This window comes from Brevundimonas sp. BH3, assembly GCF_045345115.1.
GTDB lineage: Bacteria > Pseudomonadota > Alphaproteobacteria > Caulobacterales > Caulobacteraceae > Brevundimonas.
Map to the genome: position 1 here is coordinate 2,839,164 of NZ_CP150796.1, position 22,491 is coordinate 2,861,654.

Here is a 22,491-nt window from a genome sequence, read left to right on the forward strand (position 1 = left end):
CATTATTGCACCTACGCAACAATCCTGCTGCAACGTCCCGATGAGCAGATGGGACGGTATCGACGAGTTTACGGCTGTGGCCGAACAGGCCAGCTTTTCAGGGGCGGCCAAGCGGCTGGGACTGTCCACCTCGGCGGTTAGTCGCGAGATTGCGCGCCTCGAAGACCGGCTGCAAACGCGCCTGCTGCACCGGACGACACGGCGGGTTGAGCTGACCGATGCGGGGCGAGAATTCCTTGCCCGTTGTCGGCGTCTGATCGACGAGCGCGACGAGGCTCTGGCCGCCATCCAGCCCGACGACCATGCTCCGCGCGGCCTGTTGCGCATGACCTGTTCGGTGTCTTACGGAGAGCGGTTCATCGCCCCCGCCGTCAACGCCTTTGCGCGGCAGTATCCCGAACTGCGGATCGACCTCGATCTGGATAATCGCCTGCGGGACATGGTGGGCGAAGGTTATGATCTGGCCATCCGTTTCGGCCATCTGACGGACTCGCGCCTGATGGCGCGCAAACTGGCCTCACGCACCCTGATCCTGTGCGCCAGCCCTGAATATCTGGAGCGGCGCGGAGCGCCCCGCGACCTGTCGGAAATAGCCAGCCACGACACCCTGACCGGATCATCGCCCCAGTGGCGCTTTACCGAAGGCGGGCGCGAAATCACTCTCAGCCCGCACAGTCGCTGGCGCTGTAATTCCGGCACAGCGGTTATGGATGCGGCTCTGCAAGGTCTTGGCCTGTGCCAGCTTCCCGACTTCTATGTGAACGAAGCCCTCAAAGCGGGGCATCTGGTGCCGGTACTGGACAGCCACCGTCCGCCCGATGAAGGCGTCTGGGCCGTTCACCCCCACCCGCGCCACGTCCCGCCGCGCGTGCGGGCGATGATCGACTGGCTACAAAAAAGCCTTGGGACCAAAAATCTGGGAGCCAACCGGCCCCCAGAACCTCAACCGGATATTTAGTTCGCTGCCTTTGCCGCTACGTCCGCCTCGTGGGCCGTCACCCGCGCGCGGATGTCGGCATCCAGAGCATCGAGCGCCGCTCGGTCCAGCATGCGCCCTGCCCGCACCACCGCATTGATCCGGCGCGTATTGGCCACGTCCACCAGCGGGTCGGCATCCAGCACGATCAGATCGGCAGCCTTGCCCTCTGTCACAGCGCCAAAGCGATCCGACTTGCCCAGCAGCGCAGGGCCATTGATGACCGAAGCCTCCAGCGCATCGCGGGGCGTCAGGCCGTTGGCCACGTACAGCTCCAGCTCGCTATGCAGCGAAAAGCCCGGATAGTTGAACGAGTTGAGGAAACCCGCATCGGTCCCGGCCAGAATCCGCACACCTGCCTCGCGCAGCAGCGGGAAGGTTTTGAGCGTGGTCGCCTCGACGAAATGGCGGGCCTCGATCATTTCCGGCGTTGCCTGTGCGGCGCGTTCCACACGCCAGCCATAGGTGCCGCGAATACCCGGACCGATATAGGCCAGTTCGGGATCGTGGCTGTGGTCATCACGATCCAGCCACGCCAAGGTCGAAGAACCGTGCTGGGTCGGTGAGGCCATCACGCCCAGTTCGGCCAGACGGCGATAGACCCGCAGCGCCACCACTGGATCAAAGGTCTCGGCATAGCGGGCCATGGTCTGGGCATAGGTATATTTGCCCGCCAGATAATCGGCCGAAATGCCCGCCTCGTCGCTCGAGCCAGCCTTCATCAGATAGTTCAGGTGCTCGATGGTCGACAGGCCCGCTTCTGCGGCTTCCAGCACCGTCAGGCTCATCGGGATATGGCCCGAGGTCTTCATGCCGCGCTTCTTGGCTTCGCGGACCGTATAGAGGAACAGTTCTGGCTTGAGGGTACTGTCGGTGATCTTCACAAAGTCCGCGCCCAGCGCCTGAAGACGATCCAGCGCCGCCTCGATATCGGCCTCCCTGCCGGTCTCGATCACACCTTTCCAGACGGGGGCAATACCCTCGATCTTGGGACCGGACGTGAACAGGTTCGGGCCGATGGCACGCGGCGGTGCCGCCCTCCAGTCGAGCACCGTTTGTGCCAGATCGCCCGCCGCATCGCGCACACCCGTCACGCCATTCAGGACATACAGCTGCATTAGGTCGGCGTTTTCTTCTTCAAAACCTGCACCGCCGAAATGGACGTGGTTGTCCCACAGGCCCGGCATGACCCAGCGGCCATCAACATCGACTGTTTCAGAGGCGCTATAGGAGCCGGCCACATCGGCATCGGCCATGACCGCAATAATCGTATCGCCGGAAATGACGACAGCACGGTCAGGCGCGACCTGCCCCGTCTTCACATCCACCACGCGGGCCTCACGGATAACCAAATCTACCGGCGTCTGGGCCAGAGTCTGGGCATGAGTCATAACCGGTAGGGCGAGCACCACGAAAGCCATCGAGGCCGTTGCGGACAGACGGGATACGAACGAGAACATAGTCAAACGCTGTAAAACCATCGCGTCTGCAAAGCCATGCGCAATTATCCTAGGGGCCAGCTATGAATCTTGTCATCCTGACCGGTGCCGGAATATCTGCCGAAAGCGGCGTGCCGACTTTTCGTGCCAGTGACGGCCTGTGGGAGGGGCACCGTGTCGAAGAGGTGGCCACCCCCGAAGGCTTTGCCGCCAATCCGGCCTTGGTGCAGGACTTCTACAACCAGCGCCGCGCCTTCCTGCCCAAGGTTGCGCCCAATGCCGCCCATCTGGCGCTGGCGGAACTGGCCGCGCGGTGGGAGGGCGATTTCCTGCTGGTGACGCAAAATGTCGATGATCTGCACGACCGCGCCCATCAGGCCATTACACCTCGGGACGGGTTCGAACTGATCCACATGCATGGCGAGCTTTTGAAGGCGCGCTGTACCCGCACGGGCAAGGTCATGGACTGGTCCGATGATCTGGAACCTCACCACACCTCACCCCACCATCCGGCAGGCGTGTTACGCCCGCACATCGTCTGGTTCGGCGAGATGCCGTTACGGATGGACCGCATTACCGAGGCGCTGGATCGCTGCGACATCTTCCTGTCGATCGGCACATCGGGAAATGTCTATCCGGCCGCAGGCTTTGTCGAACAGGCCCGTTATGCAGGGGCCAGAACCGTCGAGATCAATCTGGAGCCTACCGTGGGGCGCAACCTGTTTGGCGAACACCTCTATGGTCCGGCCACTGAGGTTCTGCCCCCGTTTCTGGCTAGCCTCTAGGTCCGAACAGCACGATGGCCGCCCCGAGCAGGCACACGGCCCCGCCCAGAATATCCCAGCGGTCGGGCGTCGTCTTTTCGACCACGCCCATCCAGACCAGAGACGCACAGATATAGACTCCGCCATAGGCCGCAAAGGCACGCCCTGCGGCATCTGACGGCACCAGCGTCAACAGCCATGCAAAGGCGATCAGGCTCAACACCCCGGGCACCAGCCATAAGGGCGAGCGATCCAGCTTCAGCCATGCCCAGAAGGCAAAGCATCCGGCAATCTCGGCAATAGCGGCCAGCGGATAGACGAGGGCTGTTTTCATTTCCCCGATCAAGCATGTGGCAACCTTGGCGGCAAGACGGCGTTTCATGCCGATACCCAAGGTGATTTGCCTGCGGATCAATCCGCGCTCATGTTGCAACGCAATATCGGACGGTTGTCCTTAAAGCCTCACGGAAGCCCCTCATGACCGCAGACGCTATCAATCCCCCTAGCCTGCCGACTACCAAGCCCTATGGCCGCATCATCGCCATGCCCGCCGACACCAACCCCGACGGTGATATCTTCGGTGGCTGGCTACTGGCCCAGATGGACTTGCACGGCGCGACCCCTGCGTTCGAGCGTGCCGGTGGCCGTTGCGCCACCGTGGCGCTGGACGGCATGGTCTTTCACCAGCCGGTGACCATCGGCGACGAAGTGACCATCTATGCCCGCATCATCCATACCGGTCGCACCTCGATCCGCGTTCACGTCGAGGCATGGAAACGCGCCCGTGGTCAGGCGGAAATCGAGAGTGTCCGCGTGACCGAGGGCATCTTCACCTATGTCGCCATCGACGAGGACCGCAAGCCGCGCGTTCTGCCCGAAGTACAGGGCTAAAAGCCGCGCCACTTCCGCCACACACTTTGTGATATAACGGGGCCAAGACCTGCATTTCTTGACCTTGGCCCCCACAGACCCTACCTCCCGATCATGGCTATCCGACGCATACTGACCATCGACATTCCGGCCGACCTGGCCATCCTCAAGACCGTTGCAAAACCGGTCGAAGGCGGCGTGACTGACGCGCACCGCGCCTTGATGGATGACATGCTGGAAACCATGTACGACGCCCCCGGCATCGGCCTTGCCGCGCCGCAGATCGGCGTGCTGGACCGCATCGTGGTGATGGACCTTGGCGACAAGGAAATCGCCGAGGGTCTGGAAGGCGAGGAAGCCGAACTGGCTGCCCGCAATCCGCGCTTCTTTGTGAACCCCGAGATTTTGTGGTCGTCCGAAGAAACCTTCACCTACGAGGAAGGCTGCCTGTCGGTGCCGTCCTATTATGACGAGGTCGAGCGTCCGGCCCGCGTGCGCGTGTCGTACCTGAACTATCAGGGCGAAAAGATCGAAGAGGAAATCGACGGTCTTTATGCCGTATGTTTCCAGCACGAACTGGATCACCTGAACGGTGTCCTGTTTATCGACCACCTGTCGCGACTGCGTCGTGACCGTGCGGTTACCAAGGTCAAAAAACACCAGAGGATGGCTGCCTGATGTCCCGTCGCCAACGTCGTGAAGTCCGCACCCGCCGCCCGATGACCCGCGCCGAAAAGGTTGGCGTCGCCTCGGCGGCCACCATTTTGGGCGTTGCTGCCATTGGCGTGGTGGCGGGCCTGTTGCTGGACCGTCTGCTGGACTTTGACGACGCTCTGGACGCCGGTGGCGCGTGGGATCTGGACGGTTCCACCCACACCCGCTGGCAGTAAGCCGCACCTTCCTTTAAAGGCAGGGCGCGTCCGCGCATGATCGCGCGGGCTAAGGAGTCATCTATGCGCCTCGCCTTTATGGGAACCCCCGAATTTGCCGTGCCTTCACTGGCCGAGCTGATTGCCGCCGGTCACGAGATCGTCGCCGTCTATTCCCAGCCGCCGCGCCCCAAGGGCCGTGGCCAGAAGCTGACCCCTTCGCCTGTTCATGCCTTTGCCGAGGCCATGGGCCTGCCGGTCTTCACGCCCGAAAGCATGAAATCCGACGACGCCATCGAGACGTTCCAGTCGCTTGATCTCGATGCGGCTGTGGTTGTGGCCTATGGCCAGATACTGAAAACCGAAGTGCTGGAAGCGCCGCGTCTGGGCTGTTTCAACCTGCACGGTTCGATGCTGCCACGCTGGCGCGGGGCCGCCCCGATCCAGCGCGCCATCATGGCCGGTGACACACAGACCGCCGCCCAGATCATGCGTATGAGCGAAGGTCTGGACGAAGGCGCGATCATCCTGTCCGAAGTCATGGACATCTACCCGACCGATACCGCAGCCAGCCTGACCGAGCGTATGAGCCATACCGGTGCCGCCCTGTGGCCGCGAGCCCTTGCCGCCATCGAGCGCGGTGGTGCAACCGAGGTCGAACAGGTCGGCGAGGTGACCTACGCCAAGAAGATCACTCCGGCGGAAGCCCGCATTGACTGGTCGCGCCCAGCGGCCGAGGTCGATTGTCACATCCGTGGCCTGTCGCCCTTCCCCGGTGCGTGGTTCGAGGTCGAGCATGAAGGCGAGACCGTCCGCATCAAGGCGCTGCTGTCCGAAACCGTCGAGGGTTCGGGCCAAGCTGGCGAACTGCTGGATCAGGACCTGACCATCGCCTGTGGCGAGGATGCCGTGCGCCTGATCCGTGTGCAGCGTGCGGGCAGGGCCCAGCAGTCGGCAACCGAACTGCTCAACGGCTTCAAAATCGAAACCGGAACGGTCTTCGCCTAAAAATGCCTCGCTATCGCTTCACGGTCGAATATGACGGCGCGTCCTATAACGGCTTCCAAGCCCAGAAGGACCAACCCACGGTTCAGGGCGCTCTAGAGGCCGCCATCAAGGCCTTCAGCGGTCAGGATGTGCGCATCGCTGCGGCGGGACGTACCGATACGGGCGTGCACGCCACGGGCCAGACCTGCCATGTCGATCTCGACAAGGACTGGCCCGCCCGCACCGTCATGAACGCCATGAACGCCCACATGCTGGACGAGCGCGTCTCGGTGCTGGACTGCGTGCCCGTCAGTGACGATTGGCACGCGCGCTTTACCGCGAATGGCCGCAAATACCTGTACCGCATCCTCAACCGTGCCGGTCGCCCCGCTATCGAGCAAGGCCATGTCTGGCATGTGAAGAAAGAGCTGGATGCCGAAGCGATGCATGTCGCGGCCCAGTACCTGCTGGGTCAGCACGACTTCACCACCTTCCGCGATGCCCAGTGTCAGGCCCAAAGCCCGATCAAGAGCATGGATGTGGCCCATGTGACCCGCGTCGGTGACGAAGTGCATCTAGTGTTCGAAGCCCGCAGCTTCCTGCACCGTCAGGTCCGCTCCATGACCGGATCGCTGGCCGAGGTTGGTTTGGGTCGCTGGAGCCCTGAACACTTTAAGGCCGCCCTCGATGCCGCAGACCGCATTCGCTGCGGACCCGTTGCACCATCGGACGGCCTTTATCTGACCGGCGTCACCTACGACACGGAAAGCTGATTACTTCTTCAGCATCCCGCCCAGCAGGCCACCAAGACCGCCGCCACCGCCGCCGAGAAGACCGCCCAGCAGATCACCGGCATCCACGCCCGACTTGGCATTGGCGGCATCGCCATCGGGTGTCAGCTTGTCGATCACCATCGGCAGGGCCATGGCGATGACGCCAGCGGCCTGTTGCGGCGACACGCCCAGCCGCTTGGCGAAATCACCGATCGGGCCAGACCCCAGAACACCCTCGATCTGTTCGGCCGAGATCGGCAGGTTGCCGCCCTTACCGACCCACGACGCGGCCAGATCGCCAAGGCCGCCGGCACCCAGTTTCTGGGTCAGGCCCTGAACGCCGCCTTGCGATTCAATCAGGTCCTGCACGCCGCCCAGCGCATCCGCGCCACCTGCGATACCGCCCTTGCCCAGTAATCCATCCAGAAAGCTCATATCTTTGTCTCCCGAGGGGCGAGCATTCGCCCGTGTTTCAAGCGTGACTATGACCTGCCCCAGCGGCCGGGCCGATATGTATTTTGCAAACTTTGGTGACAGACACGGACATCGCGCCATGCACGCATAACACTGGCATCGTAGCTGCATAAAATCGGGGCAATCAATCCGTCCGGCCCAACATGACCCAGATCCCCGCCCCTAAAAACCTGCGCCCGCTCACCTCGTTACGCTTTGTCGCCGCCTTGTGGGTGGTGCTGTTCAGCTTCTGGCCGCATCTGGACACCACGCTGGCTCCTCTTCTGGTCGAAAAGGGCTATCTGGGCGTCGATCTGTTCTTTGTGCTGTCCGGCTTCATCCTCTGCCACGTCTATCTAGAGCGGTTCGGCACGGGTCAGTTTTCCTACAAGGCGTTTATCCGGGCGCGGCTGGCGCGCATTTACCCGCTACACTTGGCCACACTTCTGGCCGTCATGGCGCTGGGGTTGGCGGCGGGGGCTGCGGGCATAGCCATCAGCCACAATGTGCTGAACTGGCAGAGCTTTGTTCCCAATCTGTTGATGGTCCACGCATGGGGTTTCACCCATGAGGCAGGCTGGAACCATCCGTCATGGTCCATCTCGGCGGAGTGGTTCGCCTATCTGACCTTCCCTGCCTATGCCTTTGGCGCATGGCGACTGCGAAACAGGCCGTTGCTGGCGGTTCTTCTGGCCGCAAATTTTCTGGTCGCGCTGCATCTTCTGTTTCTGCTTTGGGCCGGATTTTCGCTGACACAGGCGACCTATCACTGGGGCGCTTTGCGGATCGTGCCGTGCTTTGCCTATGGCTGCGCCCTTTATCTGGCCTCTCGCCATGGCCCGTTGCGCCGCCCGCTGGCAGGGACAGTTTTAGCCGTCGCCCTTGTGGTGCTCAGCGCCGGATGGCTCGGGTCTGACACCCTGACCGTGCTGTCTTGCGGCAGTCTGATTGTTGCGCTGTCCAGCTTGTCGGATCGCAATATTCCGCTTTTGTCATCCAAGCCCTCCGTGTGGCTGGGGGAGATAAGCTATGCGATCTATATGTGCTGTGCGCCGTGGCTGATGGTGTCCACCAATCTGGTGGCGCGCCTGACGGGCGATGCCGACAAGCAGTTCAATCTGTTGATCTGGCTCGGGATTATCATCGGCCTCATCGTGGTTTCAGCCCTCGCCCATCACCTGATCGAGCGTCCGGCCAGACAGTTTCTTCGCCGCTGAAGGGCCGATTTACCCACGGAACTTGCCGATTTTTTAGATACAGATTGAAACAAAGCTTCAACTATTGGTGATCATACTCTAGGACTGTCGCCACAGACCTTAAATAAGTCCGGAGCACGCCAGTTCATGAAACGGCTCACTGCCGCCGCTCTCGCGGCAACCCTCGGCTTCTTCACGCTTGCACCTGCGCAGGTCGAAGCCAAAGACCCATACTGGCAGTGCGTGACCTTCGCGCGCATGTTCTCGGGCATCCAGATCTTCGGCGATGCCTGGACCTGGTGGCGCCAAGCCGTTGACCGTTTCCGCACCGGCGACGCACCGGCAACCGGCTCCGTCCTCGTCTTTCAGCCGCACGGCCGTATGCAGGCAGGTCACGTCGCGGTTGTTTCCGATGTTCTGACCGACCGCGTTATCCGTGTGACCCATGCCAACTGGGGCGGCAGCCGCGGCAAGGTCGAAGAAAATGTCACCGTCGTCGATGTGTCCGGCAGTGGCGACTGGAGCCGCGTCAAGGTCTGGTACAACCCGATCAACGATCTGGGCACCACCGAATACCCGACCTACGGCTTCATCTATCAAAGCGCCGCCGAGGCTTCGGCAGCGGGCCAACAGGCCGCCGCGACAGTCACCGACACCGCAGGCGAATAGGCCAGACACCCAGATTTCAAACAAGAGCCGGTGCGGGATATCGCACCGGCTCTTGTTGTATCGGCAGTGGTTATATCGGACGGGCGCTTGTCGCATTCCGGCATGGAGCGCATTGTGCAGACCTTGCTACAAGAGCCTGCCATGTCCAGCCGTTCCTCCATCCTTGCGATACTGTGCGCCACGCTTCTGGGCACCGCACCCCTGTCGGTTGTGGCACAGGAGGCCACGCCCGCCACGCCGTCCTATGATGCCACTCTGGCCGAAAAGCTGGGCGCGGACGAGCGCGGTATGCGCCCCTTTGTGTTGGCCATATTGAAAACCGGCCCGCGCGACGCCGAGATCACCGACCGCGAACAGCGCGCCGCCCTGTTTGTGGGCCATTTCGCCAATATGACCCGCCTCGCCAATGAAGGCCATCTGGTACTGGCGGGGCCTCTGGGTGGAGAGGACGGACGCCGAGGCCTGTTCATTCTGGCCACGCCCGATATCGAAACCGCCCGCCAGTGGGTTGATACCGACCCCACGGTCGAGGCGGGTGTCTTCGTCGTCGAATACAGCCGCTATTACGGCTCGGCGGCCCTGATGACAGTCAATGATCTGCATGCCCGTTTGCAAAAACCGGCACCTCAGTAACCATCTAGGCACTGGCTCTCGCCGGGCGAACAGGCGATATTCGCCCCATGACATCGCCCACCGACGACATCCGCGGTCACGCCATCGAGACCGCCCGCCACGAACCGCAAGGCATCACCTATGCGGGCTATCTGGACCTCGACACCCTGCTGTCGGCCCAGAACCCACGCAGTGACCAGCATGACGAAATGCTGTTCGTTATCATCCACCAGACCAAGGAGTTGTGGCTCAAGCAAATTCTGCACGAGGTCGCACTGGCACAAAGCCTGATCCGCGCCGGTGATCTGGTCCCTGCCTATAAGTCGCTGGCCCGTGTCAGCCGTATTCAGGCCGTGATGACCCAGAGCTGGGACATCCTCGCCACTATGACACCTTCGGATTACCTGAAATTCCGTGGCGATCTTGGTGCATCTTCCGGCTTCCAGAGCGACCAGTTCCGTCGCTTTGAAACCATGCTCGGCCTGAAAGACCCGCGCTTCCTGCGCTTCCACGCCGAACGGCCACAGGCCCATGACGCGCTTGTTGAGGCGCTCAAGGCTCCCAGCCTCTATGACGACGCCCTGCGCCAGATGTCGGTGGCTGGTCTGGACATTCCGGCCGAAGTTCTCAACCGCGACGTCTCGGCCACCTACGAGGCCCATCCGGGTGTCGAGGCCGCATGGCTGGAAGTCTATCGCAATACCGAAAAATGGTGGCCGCTGTACCAGTTGGCCGAGAAACTGGTCGATCTGGACGATGCCCTGCTGACATGGCGTCACAAGCATGTGGTGACCGTGGAACGCATCATCGGACGCAAGATGGGCACGGGCGGCACCGACGGCGTTGGCTACCTGATGGACACGCTGAAGCGCCGCTGTTTCCCTGAACTGTGGACCCTGCGCACCAAGCTGTAGAGCAACCTTTATCCGGCGGCAGGAGTTGAAGTCATATCGACTTCAGCCCGCCTCCGGAGTGCGCCATGAGTGCCAACACCCACGACATCAAGGTTTTAAACAGTCTGATCGAAGCCCTGATCGACTGCGCCGATGGTTATACCGAGGCCGCCCGCGAAACCATCGAACCTCGTCACAGCCAGTGGTTGGATCGTCGTGCCTCGCAACATCTGCAACTGGCCGAAAGCTTCAAGGTAGCCGTGCGCGAACGGGGCGGATCGCCCGAGGACAATGGCTCGATCCTCGCCAAGGCCCAGCGCGCCTTTAGCGGCTTCAAACAGGCCCTGCTGGGCAATCATGACAGCATCTATACCCTGACCCATTCTGCAGAAGCCCATGTGCGTGAGCGTTTTGAAAAGGCCGCCGCCGACACGGCGCTATCGGCCACTACACGCGACATTGTGCGCCGCGGTCTGGAACAGCCGCCCTTGAGCGACAGCCAGCTTGGAGATCTGACTGATCCACCAGCCTGACTACCCAGCAAACAATAAAAAACCCCGCTGCATCGCAACGGGGTTTTTCACATTCAGACTGGTGCTAAACTTAAGCTTCGGTCGAACCTTCGCCGGTGGTCGGAACGACAACCTTGCGAGCGGTTTGACGCTCGGCGATACGCGCCGACTTACCGCGACGGTCGCGCAGGTAGTACAGTTTGGCGCGACGGACGACACCGCGGCGCTTCACTTCGATCGACTCAACGTTCGGGGACAGGATCGGGAAGCGACGCTCCACACCTTCACCGAACGAAATCTTGCGGACCGTGAAGGTCTCGTTGATGCCGCCGCCATCACGGGCGATGCAGACGCCTTCGAAGGCCTGGATGCGCTCGCGCTCACCTTCCTTAATGCGGACGTTCACGCGCAGGGTGTCACCCGGCTGGAAGTCAGGAATGGTCTTGCCTTCGAGCAGGCGGGCTTTTTCTTCAGCAGCGAGCTGTTGAACGATGTTCATGGTCTATCTCCGGAGCTTATTTGCTCTTTACCTGTAAGTTGGCGAGATACTGCTCCCAGAGATCTGGGCGCCGTTCCCGCGTCGTCAGTTCCCGTTGTTCCTGCCGCCACTTTGCGATCTTTTTATGATCGCCCGACAACAAGACCTCGGGAATATCGTGGCCTTCGAACGTCCGCGGTCGCGTGTACTGCGGATGCTCTAACAGGTTGTCTTCGAAGCTCTCGGACGACAGGCTTTCCGCCGCACCCAAGACCCCCGGAACCAACCGGACGCACGCCTCGATCGCCACCATGGCCGCCGCCTCGCCACCGGCGAGGACCGCGTTTCCGACGGAGACCTCCTCGAACCCGCGTGCGTCGAGCACCCGCTGGTCCACCCCCTCGAAACGGCCGCACAGCACGACGATACCGTCGGCTTTCGCCCATTCCTTAACTCGCGCCTGCGTCAGGGGCCGACCGCGTGCGCTCATGTACAAAAGCGGCCGAGGGGGACCTTGCAAGCTATCGAGAGCCCGCGCCACCACGTCCGCTTTGAGTACCTGACCGGGACCGCCACCCGCAGGGGTGTCGTCCAGGAAGCCGCGCTTATCCTCGGAAAACGCACGAATGTCCAGCGTTTCCAGATTCCACAGCCCCTTCTCGCGCCACGCCGTACCGATCAGCGAAACGCCGAGCGGGCCAGGGAAAGCCTCGGGGAACATGGTCAGGACGGTTGCGGTAAAAGCCATGCCGCGCCCTTTAGCGCCGTCACCCTCAAAAAGCGAGGGGCGGAAGGTCTGAACCTTTCCGCCCCCGCCCTATAGGAACCGTCTGTCTTTACAGGTTTGGCGCACCGCCCCCTTGGGCGATCCATGCATCCACCTGTTCCTCCAGCACCTGCAGAGGCACGGCACCCGAGCCGAGCACCACCGTGTGGAAGTCGCGGATATCGAACCTGTCACCCAGTGCACTCTGCGCCTTGCGACGCAGTTCGAAAATCTTCAGCTCGCCGATCTTGTAGCTGGTCGCCTGCCCCGGATTGGTGATGTAGCGCTCGGTTTCCTTCTGGATGTCGCGCTCCGACAGAAGCGAGTTATGGCGGAAATAGTCCATCGCCTGCTCGCGGCTCCAGCGCTTGGCATGCAGGCCGGTGTCGAGCACCAAGCGCACCGCGCGCCACAGCTCGGTCGAGAGACGGCCAAAATCGGAATACGGGTCCTGATAGAAGCCCATCTCCTTGCCCAACTGCTCGGAATACAGGCCCCAGCCTTCGGAATAGACGCCATAACCGCCAAAGCGACGGAAGGACGGCACGCCCTCCATTTCCTGAGCATAGGCGATCTGGAAATGGTGACCCGGCGCGCCTTCATGCAGGCTGATACCCTCGACCTGCGGCTTCAGAACCTGCGTCATGTCCGACAGGTTCATATAGTAGATGCCCGGACGCGAACCGTCCGGAGCCGGACGATTATAGAAGGCGATCGAGGCGGTGGCCTCGCGGAACGGCTCGACTGCGCGCACTTCCAGCGCCGCCTTGGGCAAGGTGTTGAACCATTGCGGGGCCATATCCATCACCCGTGCCACATAGCCACGCGCATCGGTCAGGAAGGCTTCCTTACCCTGCGGCGTATTCGGATACTGGAACTGCGGATCGGTTTTGATGAAGGTGAAGAATTCTTGCAGGGTGCCGGTAAAGCCGACCTTTTGCTTGATGACCTCCATATCGGCCTGAATACGCGCCACCTCGGCCAGACCGATATTGTGGATCTGGTCAGCAGTCAGGTCGGTCGTCGTCGAGAGTTGCAGGCGAGCATTATAATAGGACTCACCATCCGGCAGACGCCAAACGCCGTCATTGCTGTCGGCCTTGGCCTGCGCCTCGCCCAGTGCGGTCAGAACAGTGTCGAAACCGCGCTTATAGGGACCGGTCAAGGCAGTACGTGCGGCGTCCAGAAGGCGGGCCTTGGTCGCAGCGTCCGTATCCAGTGCCGCCACCTTTTTGTTGATGTCGGCCCAGACAGGGTTATCGGCACCATTGTCGAACGGTGCGCCCGCGATCACCGCGCGGGTATTGTCGAACGACGGCTCGAACACAAACATCGGCGAGACAATACCCTTGGCCGTGCGCTCGCGCAGGGTGGTGGCGACCTGTCCCATATAGCGTTCGGTATCGACCAGACGCGCCACATAGGCCTCGGCATCGGCCACACTGTCCACGCGGTGGGTGTTGATCAGGAACACCGGCAGGCTGGTGGTCGGATTGCCATTGGCGGCAAACTGGAAGCCCCAGTCGCGCCACTGGTTCGACAGGCGGCCTTGCTCGACCTGATATTCGAACAGTCGTACCGAAAGCTGGCTTTGCGGGCTGAGCTTGGTCGTGTCGAACGACGACTTCAGCGCCGCCAACTGGGCCTCGGCCATCGCCATAGAGCGGGCCTGTGCCGCCGCCGAATTGTCGTCCAGCTTGTCATAGTCCGTCTTCATGCCCATCGAGGTCATGCCCATCGGGCTGAGCGCCAGACGGGCCTGATAGGCGGCCTCGAACCATTCGGCCAAACGGGCATCCTCACCCTGTGCCGTGGCCACAGCCACAGGCGGCTCGGCAGCCATGGCCACAGGTGTCAGCGTCCCGAAAGCCAACGCGGCCACGGATGAAATCAGAATACGGCGCATAAATCGCTCCCCCTCACTAAACAGTGGAGGGCACAGTTTCAGCAATCGGCCCCGCTTACAAGATTACGCCGTAATGCCGGTCAGCCGCCGCGCAGCTGGGTGATGGTCTTGGCCGGTGAAATCTGTTCGGTATCGGCGATCAGATGGATTAGGGCCGGTTGCCCTTTGGCGCTGGCGGCGCAAGCCTCGGCCAAGGCCGCAGGGAAGTCTGCTGTGCGGGTGACCTTGGTGGCAAATGCACCAAAGGCCTCGGCATATTTCACAAAGTCGGGATTCTTGAGGTCGGTGCCGATCACACGACCCGGATACTGGGTTTCCTGATGCATACGGATAGTGCCGTAGGTGGCGTTATCGACCACGATCACAATTACGCCGAGGCCATACTGGGCCGCCGTCGCCATTTCACAGGCGCTCATCATGAAGTCGCCGTCACCGGCAAAGCAGACCACCTGACGCTCGGGCATCATGACCTTGGCCGCCACCGCCGCCGGATAGCCATAGCCCATGGCCCCCGAGGTCGGGGCCAGTTGGGCACGACGGCACTGGTGGCGATAGAAACGGTGCAGCCATGCCGCGAAATTACCCGCGCCATTGGTCAGAACCGCATCGCTGTGCAGTCCCGTCGTCAGATGGTGCACCACCTCCGAAAGGTTCACATCGCCCACCGTCTCGATTGGCGAGGAAAAGGCCAGATAGGCATCATTGGCGGCCTTGGCCTGATCGTGCCACTGGCCGGTGGTTTCGATCTGCGAGATTGCCAGAGCGGCTAAGCTGTTATCGGCACAGGCCGATATCAGCGGCGTCCATACGCGACCCAGTTCCTCGGCCCCAGGATGGATGTGAACCAGATTTTGCGCCGTGTCTGTACGCGACAGCGTGGTGTAGCCTTGGGTGGCGTTCTCGCCCAGACGCGCACCGATGACGATCATCAGGTCTGTCTGCTTGACGCGCTCGATCAGCTTGGGGGCGCAACCGATACCCAGATCCCCCGCATAGGCGGGGTGGCTATTGGGGATCAAGTCCTTGCGGCGGAATGACAGGGCCGTCGGGATACCGTTTTTCTCGGCCCACTTGGCGATGGCCACGCTGGCCTCGTCGGTCCAGCCCGAACCGCCTAGCACCAGAAGCGGGCTTTTCGCCTGATCCAGTTTGGCCTTCAGTTCCTCGACAAAGGCCGGATCAAGCGCAGCACGGGCCGGTTTGACGGCGCGAACGGGCGCAGGGCCACCATCATCGTGCAGCAGATTTTCCGGCAGGGCGATCACCACTGGCCCCATGCGGCCCTGAAGCGCGGTCGCAAAGGCGCGCTCGACGATTTCTACCGTGCGCTCGGGGCTTTCGATCTCGGTCGCCCACTTGGCCAGCGAACCAAAGGTCTGGCGGTAATCGACTTCTTGAAAGGCCTCGCGGCCACGATCCGACAGGGCGATCTGGCCGACAAACATAATCAGCGGCGTGGAATCCTGCTGGGCAGTATGGATGCCCACCGCCGCCTGCGTTGCGCCTGGTCCGCGTGTCACCATGCAGATTCCCGGCTTGCCCGTCAGCTTGCCATAGGCCTCGGCCATATTGGCAGCACCCGCTTCGTGGCGGCAGATGATGACCTCGATCTTGTCGCGCACATCATAGAGCGCGTTTAGCACGGCCAAATAACTTTCGCCCGGTACGCAGAACACCTTTTCCACGCCGTTCAGCACAAGGGTTTCAACCAGTCGGCGGGCGGAGTTGGCGGCGGGCTGGATCATGTTTACCTGTCAGGATACCGGTTAAGGCTCGAATATTGTACAGTCGCCCTTATGCTGGCGACCACTGGCTGTCATACCCGCATAGAACGATGGTCGCCAACCGGATCAACACCTTATCGAGAGAATTATCATGCGCAAGATTATCGCCCTCGGCATGATCGCTGCCGCTCTGGCCGTGTCGGCCTGCAATACGGTTGCCGGCATCGGCCGCGACGTTCAGGCCGCGGGCCGTGCCGTCACCAATGGCTCGGAACAGGCCAAACGCTAGACCTGTCCCAAGCCAGACTGGCCGCGAGGCAGGCGCTATTCGACGCGCCCGGCCTCGCTGGCACGTTCCAGAGCCTCTACCGAGGCCGCACAACCAGTCAGGGTTTCAGCACCGATCTCGACCTTAGCGCTCAGCGGATAGACGCGGTCGCTCATGCCGTCCGAACAATCTTCGGCCGTTAGGGTGACTTTGAACGGCGTCTGGTCCGGCAGGGCCGAGGTCCAGAAGGCCACATTACCATTGGCCTCGAAGCCCTTATTCGATGCCGTCAGCGGTTGCTGGTCAATGCGGGTCAGAACCAGATCTGCCGTTTCGATATCGACATGCCAGAACGGCTCGGTCCCCAGTGCGCGGATCGGCGCATCCAGAGCCACCGAACCCAGCTTGGCCTCGGGAGCCTTTTCGTCAGCCGGTTTCACCGGCGCGGACGTGTCACAGGCAGCCAGTGCTAGAGCCAGACCCAAACCTACCAAAGCGCGCATTCGCCCTCTCCCAGTTTTCAAACCTGCGGCAGTAGAATCGCCGCCCTTAAAACGCCAAGAGCCGATCCCCGTTGTGGAAATCGGCCCTGTTGGTCAGCGTTGTACGCTCCGCATTTTCGTGCGGATTATTTCTGGACCCACTGGCCCGCAGCATTGCGATACCACTGCCCCGACGAAACATTTGGCAACAGGCGGGTCTCGAACATGCGCTCACCGGCCACAGCCGCTGAAGTCCCTGCCTGGCTACCGGTACGGGCATAGGCTTCGCGACGACCATTATTGATGGCATCGACCGCCGCACGAGTATCGGGCTCGACCGAGGTACGCACACCCAGATAACCGTCGGCCTGCTCACCGACGCGGCCTTCAGCCTTGGCGGCATCCACGAGGGCCTTCTGACCCGAGGTCTGCGCCATCACACCGCCAGCCACACCCAGTGCGGCCACAGCAGCAACAGCGACAAAAAGTTTACGATAGGCCATTCTATGCCTCCTGACTTAGAATAGGTTCGGGTTTTCTTGGAAGAGCTTCTTCAGCTCTTCGTCAAGCTTAATGACAATGTCGGCACGCAGGTTAGCGTTGATTTCCAACGGCTTGTCGAACGCAATCTTTACCGTAGGTGTACAGGCCGCAGTACCCGCGATTGCCCCAGCAAGGGCAAACAGGGTGAACTGTCGTTTGTCCAACATAACGATCTCTCCGGTTAGTCCAGTACACATATAACCTATAGACCCGTTACGCCTGAACGGGCCGTGAACGGTAACAGTTGCATCTTTTCATGCCTTCTGTCGCCGTCATTTTTGTTCCTTCGCATCGTCAGCCCCGACCACACTCAAATCGGCAAAACGGCGCTGCATCAGGTGATAGATGTCGGTGGCCAATTCATTGGCATTCCAGTCGGTTCGCAAGTTCAGGATTACCGGCGCATTGGAAGGCAAGGGCAGTTTGCGCTGCATCAGATTACCATTGAACAAGTCCATAATCGAAATCCGCAGTTCCTGTTTCTGCGGCGGCGCATGGTAGCCCTGAATGCGGAAGTTCACCGCCAGACGCCCTTCGGGCAGGGTGTACACGTCGGCGCTCAGGTCATTGATCGCTAGATTTTCCAGCGCCTGATAGGCAAAGCCCTGCACCGCATTGGGGGGCACCTCAATATCTGCACCATCTGCCGTCACCACCTCACCGCCGTTTGCAGACATACCGGTCAGGACTTCGGGTTGGATCGACAGATAGCCGCCCTGCGCCCGCAAATCGACCGAATGGAACTGCCAACCCTGCTGACGCTGGTACTCAAACCGGATCTGTCCGTTGAGACGGGCATCCAGTTTCGCCTTTTCGCCCAGACTGGCCGCCACCAGCAGGTCATTCACCTGAAGATTGTCCACATCGATCCGGCCCCGCACCGGATCAACGCCGTTGAGCGGCACCACCACATCACGAACACTCACGCCGCCCGCATCCAGCTTCAGCGAGGCCTGAGAGATATTCAGCGCGCCCTCACCCAGCCCCATGGTCAGTTTGAGATCGGTAATGGGCATCACGCTGTCGAGGCGCTCGGCGCTGAGCATCTGGTCCGATGCCGTTTCCAGCTTCAACAGGTCCGTTATCTGCACCTTACCGCGCAGCCCCACCAGACGTCCCATGGGTGTATCGAAAGACAAGCCCGCGCTTTGGGTGTCTTCGGCCTGACCATTGCCGATAATGATACGCCCCTGACTGGTCACGCTCTTGGCCGACCAGACCACCTCGCCATCCATGCCAACGGCGTCACCGCTGGCATTAACAATATACTCCTGCAACAGCGGGCTGATGGCTCCCGGTTGCAGCCCGTCGGCAGCAAAGGTCAGAGGTCCGGCTTTCAAATCCAGCCGCCCTTCATGGGTCGCATTGGCATGAACCAGATTCACCGACGCCAGACGATCACTCTCGCGAGACAGGTGCAACCCCCCGTTCCATACGCCGCGTGACAGAGACACTTCGCCACCGACGCCAAGCGGATGAATACGGGCTTCGGCTATATCGGGGCTGTCTTTGACGGTCGCTACAATATCCGACAGACGCATGTCCAAATCGTCTTTCTGTCCCGAAACACGCAAACGCCCTGCGCCATTTTCAAGGTCCAGTTCGAGGAAGCTGGCCTGTAACCGTGTATCAGCCAAACGGCCCGCAAGTTCCCAACGGCCTTGCTGTGCCGTGAATAACGGGCGGCCATCCGCACAAAGACGGCCTGACAGCTGATCCAGATTATTTTCGCCGATCTGGACCTGACGCGCCTGAAGGTTGGCACAGTCACTGACCTGATAGGTCGTAACACCGTTACGAAGGCTCAATATTCCCGCCGTTTGCAGCGCCACACCCCGCAGCGGGTCAAAATCTGTCTGGCCGTTCGCACTCAGCTGGGCCGTCAAACTACCCTTTGCGACCTGCCAGGAGGCGACCTCCACATTCAGGTTTGGAACATCCTCACCGGTCAGGCTCAGTTGCATGGCCCCCGTCGGTGCCCCGCCAGCCATCTGCAAGAGCGGGCGGCCTAGCGCCGCCAAACGCACTTCGACGCCGTTGCGCGCCCGAAGCTGGACCGGTGCATCCAATTGCACGCCCAACCCACGGTTGTTCTGCACCATAGACAGTGCAGGGGCTGACAGAACAAAATCACTGGCTGCCAGTTTCAAGCGCTCGATCTGAACGGCATCATCCGCCTTTACCGGACCCAGTCCGTTAAAACGGCCATTCGCCACCAGACTGCCCTTCAGGGCAATGTCTGTGACCAAACCGCGCTGGCCATCCAGAACAAACTGGCCCCGCACCTGACGCATTTGCAGATCACCGGTCACCGCCTCGCCGGCCAAAAGCGTCAGCGGGGCCTGAACCTCCATCTGCCCGTCTTCACCGCCAGCCTTGAGACGCGAGGACAGCAGTTGCACATGTCTCAAACGATTTTCACCCGATCGTAGATGCTCGGCTGCAAGCTGTAGCGGACCTTCCAACTGCCATTTGAGGCCCGCATTCTGTACGCCCCCACCTGTAACCGTTGTCGGAGCCTGCGCTTTTTGTCCTCGGCTGACACTGGTGGCGGCATCGCTGACAACCATGTGGACGCCCGAGAGCCTTTGGTCGCCCGTGTGGAGGTCTTTTGCCGAGGCCTCCAAGGATCCACGTCCGCTTAGCGCAAAGCGATCCATCCAGCCCGTCAATTGCCCGCGCCAGTCCATACGCGCCGTAAAATCGCGCGCCTCGACTGTCTCGCCATCCAGACGGGCCATGTCGACCTGCCCTTGCAGCGTCACAGGACCGTTGGCCTGCACCACATCTTTGCGAGGATAAGGCACCTGACCGTTCAGGCTCAGACTGGCATTGGTCCCCGACATATCTGCAATGGCCAGAGTCTCGGCAGAGGCCTGACTGCTGAAGGTCAAGGCATCGCCGGTACTGCGAGCTTCGATCCGGGCCTGCAAGCCCGTTGTCTTCATATCGCCCAGCGTCAAGGTCGCAGGATTAAGTGATGCCTCCAGCCATTCCAGTCGCATATCATTGAGACGGGCATCAGCCAGTGCCGTAATCGACCCATAGGGCGTCGCCAGCAAAACCTGTCCCTTATCCACCACGATCAGCGGGCCGGGTTTTTTCGCCCCCTGCGGCTTGGTGGCAAATTCTTCGATCAAAGGATCCAGCGCGCCAAAAGACAGCTTTTCGCCGGTCCACTCGGCCTTGATCAGCGGGCGCGACAAGAGAACCCGCTTGGGTGTCAGACCAAAACCATCCTGCATCCATGGCAGGCCGATCAGGTAATCTACCTCGACCCTGTCGATACGGACATCGGGATCATCGGGATTGCCGACAATGATACGTCCGGTAAAGCCGTCCCATTCAATCCGCTCGACCTGAACCTCGGCTGAAATACCACGTCGGTGCAGCCATCCGACCAGCACTTCCTCGGCCACAGCCCGGCGCCCGACATAAAGAGCGCCTGCGCCCAATATGACCACCAGGGCACCGACCGTCAGCCCCGCCCCGACACGCCCCAAAGGCAGACGCTTGGCTTTACGGGCCGCAGGCGAGGTTTCTGTGGAAGATTCAGGGATATTGCTGCTCACAGGCCTGCTTTTCGTTCGTTCCGACACAACCTAGATACAAATCCTCCGGTGCGGCCAAGGTTCAAAACCTCGTCTTAACGTCTAGAGGAGCATAATCGCATCAAGGCTGCCTCGCTAAGGTTTAGTAGTGTTTTTATAGAGGCAACACAGCATCTGGTAATTTCTCGGCCCGATTTTACGCCGTCCAACTTTTGCCAAAAGGTTTCGTAAAAGACTGCAACCCTGACGAGCACACAGCTTGTTACACCAATGTAACATCCCTGCTTCCCATACTGGCACAGCCGGTCTATACAGATCGCTTCGTGTCTCTGAAGGGAAGGAGGCATGAGTTCAAACTTCGTTGGGCGCATTCGTGCGTCGTCGAATACCGGGGAACAATGACCCAGTTCGATCCTCGCCGCCAACCGTTGCGGCTTGCCCCCCACCTGCTGACGACAGCGGCTGCCATTGGCATTGCCCTGATGGCGGGCAAACCCTTCGCTGCGTCTGAGACAGAAGAACTGCCCGTTCTTACGCCCCAGCAGACGGCCTATCTAGAAACCCAAGCCTATGCAGCAGCTGCGGCTCCTGCGGGTCTTAACGCACCAGAGGCCATTCCGGTTCAAATTCGCCGTGGCGAAACTTTCGAGCAGGCCGTGCGCCGCGCCGGCGTCCGCGCCGAAGACGCCAGCGCCGTTGCCGCTACCATCGCCAGCGCTTTTGATCTGAAAGACATTCGTGCCGGTGCCAAATTCGAAACCGCCGTATCGCGTCCGCGTGGTGGTGTAGGCGAGGCCCGACTGATCGGCCTGACCATGCGTACCGGCCCCGCCAGCCAACTGACTGTCTCGCGTAGCTTTGACGGTGCCCTGCGCCTGCGCTCGCTGGACGAAAAGATCACGCATGAAACCGTGGTCGCTCGCGACAAGGTTCAAGGTTCGCTGTCGGCCTCCGCCCGCGAACTGGGCGCAACCTCCGCCGTTGTGCGCCGTGCCAGCCAGTTGTTCGCCCACAAGTTCGACATGCAGCGCGATGTCCGCGCAGCCGACGAGTTCACCCTTGTTTTTGACCGTTCGGTCACCGAAGCGGGACGTACGATCGAAACCGGCGACCTGATGTTTGCTGAGCTGAAAGGCCAGGCCTTCTATCGCTTCGAGCGTCCGGGGTCGGGCAAGGTCGAGTATTTCGACGCCACCGGCAAAAATGTCCGCAGCACCATGATGCGGACCCCGTTGCAGAATTTCCGTCGCGTCTCATCCAACTACGGCTACCGTACCCACCCCATCTCAGGCTATCGTAAGATGCACCAGGGTATGGACTTTGCCGCCTCGACCGGCACCCCCATCGTAGCACCGTCCGATGGCGTGATCGTTGAGGCCCGCCGCTGGGGCGGTTATGGCAACTGGATCCGCGTACGTCACGCCAATGGCCTTGAGACCGGCTACGCCCACCTGTCGCGCTTTGCCTCGGGCATGCGTGCTGGCCAGCGCGTCAGCCAGGGTCAGGTGATCGGTTATGTCGGTAATACCGGCAACTCGACCGGCCCGCACCTGCACTACGAAATGTGGCGCAACGGCCAACGGATCAATCCAGCCAGTGTCCGCACCCAAGAAGGCACGATCCTAGCTGGCTCCGAGCTGGCAGCCTTCCGCGCTGAAAAAGCGCGCATCGACCGCATTATTGCTGCAGGCGGCCAAAGCCGTCCGGTCGTGCAGAATGCTGCAAACGGCCTTCGTCCTATCGAAGGCTGATCTGCGGCA

Annotated in this window: 25 protein-coding genes; 14 read left to right on the forward strand and 11 right to left on the reverse strand. The window is 61.1% G+C overall.

Translation table 11 applies throughout. The features are described 5' to 3' along the window. Positions 1-40: 40 nt before the first annotated feature. Entirely contained in the window at positions 41-958 is a 918-nt protein-coding gene (locus tag WEU32_RS13810) for a LysR family transcriptional regulator (RefSeq protein ID WP_406852295.1), read from the forward strand. On the opposite strand, the gene WEU32_RS13815 is transcribed toward WEU32_RS13810, so the two are convergent. Then, complete coding sequence (locus WEU32_RS13815) at positions 955-2,436, reverse strand: amidohydrolase family protein (RefSeq protein ID WP_406852296.1); 1,482 nt, start codon at positions 2,434-2,436, stop codon at positions 955-957. The genes WEU32_RS13810 and WEU32_RS13815 overlap by 4 nt on opposite strands. A gap of 62 nt (positions 2,437-2,498) precedes the next feature. Here WEU32_RS13815 and WEU32_RS13820 point away from each other — a divergent pair, with 62 nt between their 5' ends. Further along, positions 2,499-3,200, forward strand: a complete 702-nt coding sequence (locus WEU32_RS13820; RefSeq protein WP_406852297.1) for an NAD-dependent deacylase — start codon at positions 2,499-2,501, stop codon at positions 3,198-3,200. On the opposite strand, the gene WEU32_RS13825 is transcribed toward WEU32_RS13820, so the two are convergent. Further along, positions 3,190-3,513: a YnfA family protein gene (locus WEU32_RS13825; RefSeq protein WP_167178527.1), complete on the reverse strand. Its 324-nt coding sequence runs from the start codon at positions 3,511-3,513 to the stop codon at positions 3,190-3,192. The genes WEU32_RS13820 and WEU32_RS13825 overlap by 11 nt on opposite strands. 143 nt (positions 3,514-3,656) lie before the next feature. Between WEU32_RS13825 and WEU32_RS13830 the strand changes: the two genes are divergently transcribed. The 5 genes from WEU32_RS13830 to truA all read left to right on the forward strand — a co-directional run bounded on the left by WEU32_RS13830 (position 3,657) and on the right by truA (position 6,678). Further along, positions 3,657-4,070, forward strand: a complete 414-nt coding sequence (locus tag WEU32_RS13830) for an acyl-CoA thioesterase (protein ID WP_167178524.1) — start codon at positions 3,657-3,659, stop codon at positions 4,068-4,070. 93 nt (positions 4,071-4,163) lie between these two features. Next, positions 4,164-4,727, forward strand: a complete 564-nt coding sequence (def, locus tag WEU32_RS13835) for a peptide deformylase (protein ID WP_312139177.1) — start codon at positions 4,164-4,166, stop codon at positions 4,725-4,727. Beyond that, positions 4,727-4,939, forward strand: coding sequence for a hypothetical protein (locus WEU32_RS13840; RefSeq protein WP_167178520.1), 213 nt, complete (start codon positions 4,727-4,729; stop codon positions 4,937-4,939). The genes def and WEU32_RS13840 overlap by 1 nt, the downstream gene beginning before the upstream one ends. 63 nt (positions 4,940-5,002) lie before the next feature. Continuing rightward, positions 5,003-5,926, forward strand: a complete 924-nt coding sequence (gene fmt / locus WEU32_RS13845) for a methionyl-tRNA formyltransferase (RefSeq protein WP_406852298.1) — start codon at positions 5,003-5,005, stop codon at positions 5,924-5,926. 2 nt (positions 5,927-5,928) lie between these two features. Then, positions 5,929-6,678 (forward strand): tRNA pseudouridine(38-40) synthase TruA, encoded by a 750-nt coding sequence (gene truA, locus WEU32_RS13850; protein ID WP_406852299.1) that lies wholly within the window; start codon positions 5,929-5,931, stop codon positions 6,676-6,678. Here the strand turns inward: truA and WEU32_RS13855 are convergent, their stop codons facing one another. After that, entirely contained in the window at positions 6,679-7,113 is a 435-nt protein-coding gene (locus WEU32_RS13855; protein WP_406852300.1) for a YidB family protein, read from the reverse strand. A 182-nt stretch (positions 7,114-7,295) separates the two neighbouring features. Between WEU32_RS13855 and WEU32_RS13860 the strand changes: the two genes are divergently transcribed. From WEU32_RS13860 to WEU32_RS13880, 5 genes are all read left to right on the forward strand, one after another. Continuing rightward, a complete protein-coding gene (locus WEU32_RS13860) occupies positions 7,296-8,348 on the forward strand; it encodes an acyltransferase family protein (protein ID WP_406852301.1) in 1,053 nt (350 codons plus the stop codon). Between the two features lie 126 nt (positions 8,349-8,474). Continuing rightward, positions 8,475-8,996, forward strand: coding sequence for a CHAP domain-containing protein (locus WEU32_RS13865; protein ID WP_167178510.1), 522 nt, complete (start codon positions 8,475-8,477; stop codon positions 8,994-8,996). Positions 8,997-9,137: 141 nt separating this feature from the next. After that, the gene (locus WEU32_RS13870) at positions 9,138-9,629 is read left to right on the forward strand and encodes a YciI family protein (protein ID WP_406852302.1); all 492 of its coding nucleotides are present in this window, start codon (positions 9,138-9,140) and stop codon (positions 9,627-9,629) included. A 47-nt stretch (positions 9,630-9,676) separates the two neighbouring features. Then, the gene (locus WEU32_RS13875) at positions 9,677-10,522 is read left to right on the forward strand and encodes a tryptophan 2,3-dioxygenase (protein WP_406852303.1); all 846 of its coding nucleotides are present in this window, start codon (positions 9,677-9,679) and stop codon (positions 10,520-10,522) included. 65 nt (positions 10,523-10,587) lie between these two features. Next, positions 10,588-11,034: a PA2169 family four-helix-bundle protein gene (locus WEU32_RS13880; RefSeq protein WP_406852304.1), complete on the forward strand. Its 447-nt coding sequence runs from the start codon at positions 10,588-10,590 to the stop codon at positions 11,032-11,034. Positions 11,035-11,104: 70 nt separating this feature from the next. On the opposite strand, the gene rplS is transcribed toward WEU32_RS13880, so the two are convergent. From rplS to WEU32_RS13900, 4 genes are all read right to left on the reverse strand, one after another. Further along, entirely contained in the window at positions 11,105-11,512 is a 408-nt protein-coding gene (gene rplS, locus WEU32_RS13885) for a 50S ribosomal protein L19 (RefSeq protein ID WP_312139196.1), read from the reverse strand. A gap of 16 nt (positions 11,513-11,528) precedes the next feature. Continuing rightward, the gene (gene trmD / locus WEU32_RS13890; RefSeq protein WP_406852305.1) at positions 11,529-12,239 is read right to left on the reverse strand and encodes a tRNA (guanosine(37)-N1)-methyltransferase TrmD; all 711 of its coding nucleotides are present in this window, start codon (positions 12,237-12,239) and stop codon (positions 11,529-11,531) included. Positions 12,240-12,327: 88 nt separating this feature from the next. Then, complete coding sequence (locus tag WEU32_RS13895) at positions 12,328-14,163, reverse strand: DUF885 domain-containing protein (protein ID WP_406852306.1); 1,836 nt, start codon at positions 14,161-14,163, stop codon at positions 12,328-12,330. Positions 14,164-14,243: 80 nt separating this feature from the next. After that, positions 14,244-15,908 (reverse strand): thiamine pyrophosphate-dependent enzyme, encoded by a 1,665-nt coding sequence (locus WEU32_RS13900; protein ID WP_406852307.1) that lies wholly within the window; start codon positions 15,906-15,908, stop codon positions 14,244-14,246. Positions 15,909-16,038: 130 nt separating this feature from the next. Here WEU32_RS13900 and WEU32_RS13905 point away from each other — a divergent pair, with 130 nt between their 5' ends. Then, entirely contained in the window at positions 16,039-16,176 is a 138-nt protein-coding gene (locus tag WEU32_RS13905; protein ID WP_167178494.1) for an entericidin A/B family lipoprotein, read from the forward strand. A gap of 35 nt (positions 16,177-16,211) precedes the next feature. On the opposite strand, the gene WEU32_RS13910 is transcribed toward WEU32_RS13905, so the two are convergent. The 4 genes from WEU32_RS13910 to WEU32_RS13925 all read right to left on the reverse strand — a co-directional run bounded on the left by WEU32_RS13910 (position 16,212) and on the right by WEU32_RS13925 (position 20,752). Next, entirely contained in the window at positions 16,212-16,658 is a 447-nt protein-coding gene (locus WEU32_RS13910) for a COG3650 family protein (RefSeq protein WP_406852308.1), read from the reverse strand. Positions 16,659-16,783: 125 nt separating this feature from the next. Beyond that, positions 16,784-17,140 carry a YdbL family protein gene (locus tag WEU32_RS13915; protein ID WP_312139208.1) on the reverse strand — a complete coding sequence of 119 codons (357 nt, stop codon included), beginning with the start codon at positions 17,138-17,140 and terminating at the stop codon, positions 16,784-16,786. Positions 17,141-17,155: 15 nt separating this feature from the next. Next, positions 17,156-17,347, reverse strand: coding sequence for a YnbE family lipoprotein (locus WEU32_RS13920; protein WP_312814210.1), 192 nt, complete (start codon positions 17,345-17,347; stop codon positions 17,156-17,158). 105 nt (positions 17,348-17,452) lie between these two features. Beyond that, a complete protein-coding gene (locus WEU32_RS13925) occupies positions 17,453-20,752 on the reverse strand; it encodes a YdbH domain-containing protein (protein ID WP_406852309.1) in 3,300 nt (1,099 codons plus the stop codon). A 377-nt stretch (positions 20,753-21,129) separates the two neighbouring features. Between WEU32_RS13925 and WEU32_RS13930 the strand changes: the two genes are divergently transcribed. After that, on the forward strand, positions 21,130-22,482 hold the full coding sequence (locus tag WEU32_RS13930; protein ID WP_312139213.1) for a peptidoglycan DD-metalloendopeptidase family protein: 1,353 nt from the start codon (positions 21,130-21,132) through the stop codon (positions 22,480-22,482). Positions 22,483-22,491 lie beyond the last annotated feature (9 nt).

Bases quoted from the DNA above. Each gene is read 5' to 3' on its own strand.
- WEU32_RS13865 (WP_167178510.1), top strand. From the start codon at position 8,475: ATGAAACGGCTCACTGCCGCCGCTCTCGCGGCAACCCTCGGCTTCTTC.
- WEU32_RS13815 (WP_406852296.1), bottom strand. From the start codon at position 2,436: ATGTTCTCGTTCGTATCCCGTCTGTCCGCAACGGCCTCGATGGCTTTC.
- WEU32_RS13880 (WP_406852304.1), top strand. From the start codon at position 10,588: ATGAGTGCCAACACCCACGACATCAAGGTTTTAAACAGTCTGATCGAA.
- fmt (WP_406852298.1), top strand. From the start codon at position 5,003: ATGCGCCTCGCCTTTATGGGAACCCCCGAATTTGCCGTGCCTTCACTG.
- truA (WP_406852299.1), top strand. From the start codon at position 5,929: ATGCCTCGCTATCGCTTCACGGTCGAATATGACGGCGCGTCCTATAAC.
- WEU32_RS13840 (WP_167178520.1), top strand. From the start codon at position 4,727: ATGTCCCGTCGCCAACGTCGTGAAGTCCGCACCCGCCGCCCGATGACC.
- WEU32_RS13895 (WP_406852306.1), bottom strand. From the start codon at position 14,163: ATGCGCCGTATTCTGATTTCATCCGTGGCCGCGTTGGCTTTCGGGACG.
- WEU32_RS13870 (WP_406852302.1), top strand. From the start codon at position 9,138: ATGTCCAGCCGTTCCTCCATCCTTGCGATACTGTGCGCCACGCTTCTG.
- def (WP_312139177.1), top strand. From the start codon at position 4,164: ATGGCTATCCGACGCATACTGACCATCGACATTCCGGCCGACCTGGCC.
- WEU32_RS13920 (WP_312814210.1), bottom strand. From the start codon at position 17,347: ATGTTGGACAAACGACAGTTCACCCTGTTTGCCCTTGCTGGGGCAATC.
- WEU32_RS13825 (WP_167178527.1), bottom strand. From the start codon at position 3,513: ATGAAAACAGCCCTCGTCTATCCGCTGGCCGCTATTGCCGAGATTGCC.
- WEU32_RS13855 (WP_406852300.1), bottom strand. From the start codon at position 7,113: ATGAGCTTTCTGGATGGATTACTGGGCAAGGGCGGTATCGCAGGTGGC.
- WEU32_RS13930 (WP_312139213.1), top strand. From the start codon at position 21,130: ATGACCCAGTTCGATCCTCGCCGCCAACCGTTGCGGCTTGCCCCCCAC.
- WEU32_RS13900 (WP_406852307.1), bottom strand. From the start codon at position 15,908: ATGATCCAGCCCGCCGCCAACTCCGCCCGCCGACTGGTTGAAACCCTT.
- WEU32_RS13830 (WP_167178524.1), top strand. From the start codon at position 3,657: ATGACCGCAGACGCTATCAATCCCCCTAGCCTGCCGACTACCAAGCCC.
- WEU32_RS13915 (WP_312139208.1), bottom strand. From the start codon at position 17,140: ATGGCCTATCGTAAACTTTTTGTCGCTGTTGCTGCTGTGGCCGCACTG.
- rplS (WP_312139196.1), bottom strand. From the start codon at position 11,512: ATGAACATCGTTCAACAGCTCGCTGCTGAAGAAAAAGCCCGCCTGCTC.
- WEU32_RS13860 (WP_406852301.1), top strand. From the start codon at position 7,296: ATGACCCAGATCCCCGCCCCTAAAAACCTGCGCCCGCTCACCTCGTTA.
- WEU32_RS13820 (WP_406852297.1), top strand. From the start codon at position 2,499: ATGAATCTTGTCATCCTGACCGGTGCCGGAATATCTGCCGAAAGCGGC.
- WEU32_RS13910 (WP_406852308.1), bottom strand. From the start codon at position 16,658: ATGCGCGCTTTGGTAGGTTTGGGTCTGGCTCTAGCACTGGCTGCCTGT.
- WEU32_RS13905 (WP_167178494.1), top strand. From the start codon at position 16,039: ATGCGCAAGATTATCGCCCTCGGCATGATCGCTGCCGCTCTGGCCGTG.
- trmD (WP_406852305.1), bottom strand. From the start codon at position 12,239: ATGGCTTTTACCGCAACCGTCCTGACCATGTTCCCCGAGGCTTTCCCT.
- WEU32_RS13875 (WP_406852303.1), top strand. From the start codon at position 9,677: ATGACATCGCCCACCGACGACATCCGCGGTCACGCCATCGAGACCGCC.
- WEU32_RS13810 (WP_406852295.1), top strand. From the start codon at position 41: ATGAGCAGATGGGACGGTATCGACGAGTTTACGGCTGTGGCCGAACAG.